The organism is Streptomyces sp. UH6 (assembly GCF_013421635.1).
GTDB lineage: Bacteria > Actinomycetota > Actinomycetes > Streptomycetales > Streptomycetaceae > Streptomyces > Streptomyces abyssomicinicus.
Map to the genome: position 1 here is coordinate 1 of NZ_JACADT010000233.1, position 7,169 is coordinate 7,169.

General features: G+C 71.8%; 8 protein-coding genes. 1 reads left to right on the top strand and 7 read right to left on the bottom strand.

Going from position 1 to position 7,169, the window contains the following annotated elements; translation table 11 throughout:
* The 7 genes from HW445_RS13880 to infC all read right to left on the bottom strand — a co-directional run.
* Nucleotides 1–1,266: phenylalanine--tRNA ligase subunit beta (locus HW445_RS13880; RefSeq protein ID WP_180221331.1), on the bottom strand; the 1,266-nt coding region annotated here is incomplete at its 3' end.
* Complete coding sequence (pheS, locus tag HW445_RS13885) at nt 1,266–2,390, bottom strand: phenylalanine--tRNA ligase subunit alpha (protein WP_180221332.1); 1,125 nt, start codon at nt 2,388–2,390, stop codon at nt 1,266–1,268. The genes pheS and HW445_RS13880, both read right to left, overlap by 1 nt.
* Nucleotides 2,391–2,576: 186 nt before the next feature.
* The gene (locus tag HW445_RS13890; protein ID WP_374939648.1) at nt 2,577–3,626 is read right to left on the bottom strand and encodes an ATP-binding protein; all 1,050 of its coding nucleotides are present in this window, start codon (nt 3,624–3,626) and stop codon (nt 2,577–2,579) included.
* Between the two features lie 144 nt (nt 3,627–3,770).
* Nucleotides 3,771–4,634 (bottom strand): RNA methyltransferase, encoded by an 864-nt coding sequence (locus tag HW445_RS13895; RefSeq protein WP_151774739.1) that lies wholly within the window; start codon nt 4,632–4,634, stop codon nt 3,771–3,773.
* A 192-nt stretch (nt 4,635–4,826) separates the two neighbouring features.
* Nucleotides 4,827–5,210 (bottom strand): 50S ribosomal protein L20, encoded by a 384-nt coding sequence (rplT, locus tag HW445_RS13900; protein ID WP_151774738.1) that lies wholly within the window; start codon nt 5,208–5,210, stop codon nt 4,827–4,829.
* A 101-nt stretch (nt 5,211–5,311) separates the two neighbouring features.
* The gene (gene rpmI, locus HW445_RS13905; RefSeq protein WP_007829094.1) at nt 5,312–5,506 is read right to left on the bottom strand and encodes a 50S ribosomal protein L35; all 195 of its coding nucleotides are present in this window, start codon (nt 5,504–5,506) and stop codon (nt 5,312–5,314) included.
* 129 nt (nt 5,507–5,635) lie between these two features.
* On the bottom strand, nt 5,636–6,286 hold the full coding sequence (infC, locus tag HW445_RS13910; protein ID WP_151774737.1) for a translation initiation factor IF-3: 651 nt from the start codon (nt 6,284–6,286) through the stop codon (nt 5,636–5,638).
* 420 nt (nt 6,287–6,706) lie between these two features.
* On the opposite strand from infC, the gene HW445_RS13915 reads away from it, so the two are divergent.
* Nucleotides 6,707–7,069, top strand: a complete 363-nt coding sequence (locus HW445_RS13915) for a DUF1844 domain-containing protein (RefSeq protein ID WP_180221334.1) — start codon at nt 6,707–6,709, stop codon at nt 7,067–7,069.
* The last annotated feature ends 100 nt before the right edge of the window (nt 7,070–7,169 follow it).

Sequence of the window (7,169 nt, forward strand, 5' to 3'; positions counted from 1 at the left end):
GTCGGCGGGGATGGCGATGGTGACGGGCGCGGAGGGCGCGACGACCTCGGTGACACCGGCGTCGGCGGTGCCGCCGGCCAGCAGCACCAGCAGGTCGACGGTGCGCTGCGCGGCGGCGGCCGCGGCCAGCGGGTCGACCCCGCGCTCGAAGCGGCGGGAGGCCTCGCTGGACAGCTTGTGCCGGCGGGCGGTGCGGGCGATAGCGATCGGGTCGAAGTGCGCGGCCTCGATGACCACCTCGGTGGTGTGGCTCTCCACACCGTCGCCGATCTCGGTGTCGGCGCCGCCCATGACGCCCGCGAGGCCGATCGGGCCGCGGTCGTCGGCGATGACCAGGTCCTCGGGGTCGAGGGTGCGGGTCACTCCGTCGAGCGTGGTGAGCTGCTCGCCCTTCTCGGCACGGCGCACGCCGATCGCGCCCTGGACGCGGGTGCGGTCGTAGGCGTGCAGCGGCTGGCCGAGTTCGAGCATCACGTAGTTGGTGATGTCGACGGCCAGCGAGATCGGGCGCATGCCCGCCTTCTGGAGGCGGCGCTGCAGCCAGATCGGGGACCGGGTGCCCGGCGCGATGCCGGTGACGGTGCGGGCGGCGAACCGGTCGCAGCCGTGCGGGTCGGTGATCTGGACGGGGTAGCCGAACGCGTTGGGCGCGGGCACGTCGAGCAGCGCCGGGTCGCGCAGCGGCAGGCCGTAGGCGGTCGCGGTCTCGCGGGCGACGCCGCGCATCGACAGGCAGTAGCCGCGGTCGGGCGTGACGGCGATGTCGAGGACCTCGTCGACCAGCTCGAGCAGCTCGACGGCGTCGGTGCCCGCCTCGTGCTCGGGCGGCAGGACGATGATGCCGTGGGTGCCGTCGTCGCCCATGCCGAGCTCGTCGGTGGAGCAGATCATGCCGTGCGAGGTCTTGCCGTAGGTCTTGCGCGCGGCGATCTGGAAGCCGCCGGGCAGGGTGGCGCCGGGCAGGACCACGACGACCTTGTCGCCGACGGAGAAGTTCCGGGCGCCGCAGACGATCTCCTGGGGCTCACCGGTGCCGTTGGCCTGGCCGACGTCGACGGTGCAGAAGCGGATCGGCTTCTTGAAGCCCTCCAGCTCCTCGATGGTCAGCACCTGGCCGACGACCAGGGGGCCCTTGAGGTCGGCGCCGAGCTGCTCGACGGTCTCGACCTCCAGACCGGCCGAAATGAGCTTGGCCTGGACGTCGCGCCCGGTCTGAGTCGCCGGCAGGTCGACGTACTCCCGCAGCCAAGAAAGCGGGACCCGCATCAGATCTCCATCCCGAACGGCCGGGTGAACCGGACGTCGCCCTCGACCATGTCTCGCATGTCTTCGACGTTGTGGCGGAACATCAGCATCCGCTCGATGCCGAACCCGAAGGCGAAGCCGCTGTACTTCTCCGGGTCGACGCCGCAGGCGGTGAGCACCCGCGGGTTGACCATGCCGCAGCCGCCCAGCTCGATCCAGCCCTCGCTGGAGCAGGTGCGGCAGGGACGGTCGGGGTTGCCGATCGACTCGCCCTTGCAGACGTAGCAGAGCATGTCCATCTCGGCGGACGGCTCGGTGAAGGGGAAGAAGTTCGGCCGCAGCCGGGTCTTCATGTCCGCGCCGAACAACGACTGCACCATGTGGTCCAGCGTGCCCTTGAGGTCCGCCATGGTCAGGCCCTCGTCGACGGCGAGGAGCTCGATCTGGTGGAAGACCGGGGTGTGCGTGGCGTCCAGCTCGTCGGTCCGGTAGACGCGGCCGGGACAGACCACGTAGACCGGCGGCTCACGGTCGAGCAGCGCGCGCGCCTGCACGGGGGAGGTGTGGGTGCGCAGCACGACGCCGGACTCGCCCTCGGCGCCCTCGGGGCCGTTGACGAAGAAGGTGTCCTGCATCTGCCGGGCCGGGTGGTCGGGGCCGAAGTTCAGGGCGTCGAAGTTGAACCACTCCGCCTCGACCTCGGGGCCCTCGGCGATCTCGTAGCCCATGGAGACGAAGACGTCCGCGACGCGCTCCATCATGGTGGTCAGCGGGTGGCGGGCGCCGGCCGGGACGCGGTCGTAGGGGAGGGTGACGTCCACCGACTCCTCGACCAGGACACGGGCGTCGCGCTCGGCCTCCAGCTCCGCCTGACGGGCGGCGAGGGCCTTGTTGACCGCGCCGCGGGCCTGGCCCACGCGCTTGCCCGCCTCGGCCTTGGCCTGCGGCGGCAGGGCGCCGATCTCGCGGTTGGCGAGAGCCAGCGGCGAGGTGCCGCCGGCGTGGGCGGTCTTCGCCTCCTGGAGGGCCTCGAGCGAGTCGGCGGCGGCGAAGGCGGCGAGCGCCTCGTCCCGCATGCGCTCGATGTTTTCCGGTTTCAACGCCTCGACCTCGACCGGGTCGTACGACTTATTCGGTGCCGACATCTCTTCCCGTGCTCTTCCGATTGGCTGGCTGGAGTGGCCCCGCTGGGACGGCCTGTCCCGGTCCGACGTCCCGGTGGCGGGACGGCGTGTCCCGGAAACGGGGACACAAAGGTGCCAAGGGCCGAGTCTAACGGGGCGGGTATGTGCGAACGCGCCCGTGGGCCGCGGTCCGGCGTCGGTGACCTCTCAGAGAAGGTACGCCGGGGTGCCCACGGGCAGGGTAAATCGGAACTGGGCGCCGCCGGAGGCGGCCCGCCCGACCGTGATGACACCGGAGTGGGCCTCGACGATGCCCTTGACGATGTAGAGCCCGAGGCCGGTGCCGCCGCGCTTGCTGCCCCGCCAGAAGCGGGTGAAGACGCGGTTCATGGACTCCTCCGGGATGCCGTGGCCCTCGTCGCTCACGGTGACCGACGTGGCGGCCTCCTCCCCCTCGCGGGTCGGTGCCTGGGCCGTGATCTCGATGGTGACAGTCCCCTCGCCGTGGCGCACGGCGTTTTCCAGCAGGTTGCCGAGGACCTGGTCGACCTTGTCCGGGTCGGCCCACAGGCCCGGCAGCGGCCGCTCCACATGCAGCCGGAACCGGTCGGCGCTCTGGCCCGCGGCGACGTACGCCTGGATGTGGCGGTCGACGGCGGCGGCGATGTCGACGGGCTGGCGGCGCAGCTCCAGGCGGCCGGAGTCGATGCGGGAGATGTCGAGGAGTTCGGCGATCAGGCGGGTGACCCGGTCGGCGTCGGCGTCGACGGTCTCCAGCATCAGCCGCTTCTGGTCGTCGGTGAAGCGCTCCCATTTGGCGAGCAGGGTGGCGGTGAACCCCTTGACAGAGGTCAGCGGCGAGCGCAGTTCGTGGGCGACGGTGGCGATCAGCTCGGCGTGGCTGCGTTCGGTGCGGCGGCGGGCCTCGGTGTCGCGCAGGCACACCACCACCCGGCGCACCGGGCCGGTGGGCCGCTCGCGCACGTAGCGGGCGGAGACCAGCACCTCACGGCCGCCGGGCAGGAGCAGGTTGCGCTCGGGCTGGCGGGTGCGGGTGGCGAGGCCGTCGTAGGGGTCGGTCAGCCGCCACCAGCGGCGGCCCTCCAGGTCCTCCAGCGGCAGGGCGCGCTCCAGGGAGAGGCCGAGGGCCTCGTCGGCCGGGGTGGCGGTGATCCGCTCGGCGGCGGCGTTGAAGCAGACCACCCGGCCGCGCTCGTCGGCGACGACCATGCCGTCGGGCAGGTCGTCGGGGGCCATCGGGTAGGGGGCGGGCGCGTTCTCGCCCGGGGGCGACGCGCCCGGCGCGGTGCCGGACGGCTTCCCCGCTGGTGTACTGGTGCCGACGCTCATCCCCGTACCCACCTCTGCCTGTTGGTCAGGGCCCCCGAGGCAGTCACCCTACTAGCTGTCGGTGACGGAGCGGCACCCTCCGGCGGCGCGCTGTGCACGGGCGGAGGCGTAGAGGCACACCGCGGCGGCCGTGGCGAGGTTGAGGCTCTCCGCCTTGCCGTGGATCGGGACGCGCACCACGGCGTCGGCGAGCGCGCGGGTCTCCTCCGGCAGGCCCCACGCCTCGTTGCCGAAGACCCAGGCGGTGGGGCCGCCCATGGAGCCGGTGTCCAGCTCGTGGTCCAGGTCGTGGGTGCCCGCGCCGTCGGCGGCCAGGACGCTCACGCCGGCCTCCTTGAGCCCGGCGACGGCCACCTCCACGGGCACCCCCACCGCCACCGGCAGGTGGAAGTGGGAGCCGACGGAGGCGCGGACGGCCTTGGGGTTGTAGAGGTCCACGGAGGCGTCGGTCAGCACCACGGCCTCGGCGCCGGCCGCGTCGGCGCAGCGCAGCACGGTGCCCGCGTTGCCGGGGTCGCGGACGTTGGCGAGCACCGCGACCAGCCGGGGGCGGGCGCGGAGGATCTCCTCGAACGGGGTGTCCAGGAAGCGGCAGACGCCGACCAGGCCCTGCGGGGTGACCGTGGTGGAGATGTCGGCGATCACCTGCTCGTCCGCCAGGTGCACCCGGGCGCCGGCCGCGCGGGCGTCGCCGACGATGTCGGGGTAGCGGTCGGCGGCCTCGGGGGTGGTGAACAGCTCGGTGAGGGTGGGCGTGCCGTCGTCGCCGCGATGCGCCGCGGCCTCCCGGACCGCCTGCGGGCCCTCGGCCAGGAACAGCCGCTCCTTGCCCCGGAAGTTCCGCTTCGCCAGCCGTCGGGCGGCGCTCACGCGCGGGGAACGGGGGGAGATCAGCTCGGGGGCTGCGGAGGGCATGGACTCACCTTCGGGGTGCGTGGCGTCGGGACACGGCGTCGCGCCGCGGGCGTCGGGACAGGAAGTGAGGGAGCTGCGCGGGCGGCGGGGGCCCGGTCCGGCGGCGCCGGGCCGGGCCCCACACACGTCCGGACCCGCAGGCCGTCAGGCCTGCGGGTCCGGGGTGTCACAGCCGGTGGTCACCGGCAGACGTCACGCGGCCTTCGGCGCGTTCACGTCCGCGGGCAGCGCCTTCTGCGCGACCTCGATCAGCGCCGCGAACGCGGTGGCGTCGTTGACGGCGAGCTCGGCGAGGATCTTGCGGTCCACCTCGACGTTGGCGGCCTTCAGACCCTGGATGAAGCGGTTGTAGGTCATGCCGTTGGCGCGGGCAGCGGCGTTGATGCGCTGGATCCACAGCTGACGGAAGTCGCCCTTGCGCTTCTTGCGGTCGTTGTAGTTGTAGACCAGCGAGTGGGTGACCTGCTCCTTGGCCTTGCGGTACAGGCGCGAACGCTGACCGCGGTAGCCGGAGGCCTGCTCGAGGATCGCCCGGCGCTTCTTGTGGGCGTTGACTGCCCGCTTGACGCGTGCCACTTTTTAACTCCTTGTAGCGGGGCCGTGGTCGATGCTCACACGGCCCGGAAACGACTGGGTCCCGGTCTGGCTGACGTTCGGCGGCGCGGGCCGCCGGGACGTCACTTGCCGAGAAGCTTCTTGATCTTCTTGGCGTCGCCCGGGGCCATCTCGGCGTTGCCGGTGAGGCGACGCGTCAGACGGGACGACTTGTGCTCGAGCAGGTGGCGCTTGCCGGCGCGCTCACGGAGCACCTTGCCGGAGCCGGTGACCTTGAAGCGCTTGCTGGCACCGCTGTGCGACTTGTTCTTCGGCATAGCGCCGTTCTCTCCTCGTCGGTGGCGCTCCGGTGCCCGGTGCGGCTGCCTCGCGGCGGCCAGGCCGGGCACGGGTGGAGCGTCGCTCTGTTTTTCGGTGGACAAACCCCGGACGTGAATCCGGGAAGATCAGGCGTCGGACGAAGCCTCGGCCTGGCCGTCGGCGGGGGCCTCGGCCTCGGCGGCGTTCTGCGACTTGCCGGGGTTGGCCTTCGCTTCCGCCTTGCGGGCCGCCTGGGCCTCACGGGCCTCGGCCATCGCCTCGGTCTTCTTCTTGTGCGGACCGAGAACCATGATCATGTTGCGGCCGTCCTGCTTCGGGTTCGACTCCACGAACCCGAGGTCGGCGACATCCTCCGCGAGACGCTGCAGCAGTCGGTAGCCCAGCTCGGGGCGGGACTGCTCACGACCGCGGAACATGATCGTGATCTTGACCTTGTCGCCCTGCTTGAGGAACCGGACGACGTGACCCTTCTTGGTGTCGTAGTCGTGCGGGTCGATCTTCGGCCGGAGCTTCATCTCCTTGATGACCGTGTGCGCCTGGTTCTTGCGCGCCTCACGGGCCTTCATGGCCGACTCGTACTTGAACTTCCCGTAGTCCATGAGCTTGCACACGGGCGGACGGGCGTTCGCCGCGACCTCGACCAGGTCCAGGTCGTACTCCTGCGCAAGCTCCAGGGCCTTGGCAAGCGGGACAATCCCGACCTGCTCGCCGCTGGGACCGACAAGTCGCACCTCGGGAACGCGAATCCGGTCGTTGATGCGGGGCTCGGCGCTGATGGATCCTCCTCGGTAGCACCACGCGGCGGCCTGGTGTGACAGCCGCGGACGTCTATGTGTTCGTGGGACCTAACCGCGCCGGGACGACAAAAATGCCCCGCACGGTTTCACAGGCGGGGCTCCTCGAACTGCTACCGGAGCACCGCCGTGAGACGTCACGGGGCGCGCATCGGCGACCGACGCCCTGGGCGGGCGGCTTTCGCCTGACCGGTGACCCGCCGCCCGGAGGGCGATCAGGTGGGAGTTCGAAGGACTCCACTTGTGGGCCGGGTCCGCGGTCTCGCGACGCACGTGTCCGGCCGGTCGTGGACACAAGATTAGCAGCTGGCGGGACGGTGCGCTAACCCGGTGTCCCGCGGCACCGGCGTCGCGGGACTCCCCCGCGCGGGCGGCGGCGGACCTGCGCCTATCGTGTGACCCATGAGTGAGCACGCTGAGCACGCCGAGACGCCCGACTTCGACGCCATGACCCGCGACATCGCGGAGGTTCCGGCCGTCGAGGTCATCGTGACGGTCGCCGTCAACCTGATGAGCGCCGCCGCGGTCCACCTCGGCCTCACCGAGGAAGGCGACAAGTACAAGGACCTGGACGAGGCCCGCAAGCTGATCTCCGCCCTGGCCGGCCTGCTGGACGCGAGCGCGACCGAGATCAGCTCCTTCCACGCCGCCCCGCTGAAGGACGGCCTGAAGTCGCTGCAGCTCGCCTTCCGCGAGGCCTCGGTCGTCGCGGACGAGCCGGGACAGGGCCCGGGCGAGAAGTACACGGGCCCCGTCTGGGGCTGATCCACCGGTCCGGCGGTCCGGCCGCCGGGCGGACCGTCGGGCGGACCGCCGGCAGGACCGCCGGGCGTGGTCAGTCCGTCCGGCGCACGTAGAGGGGCTC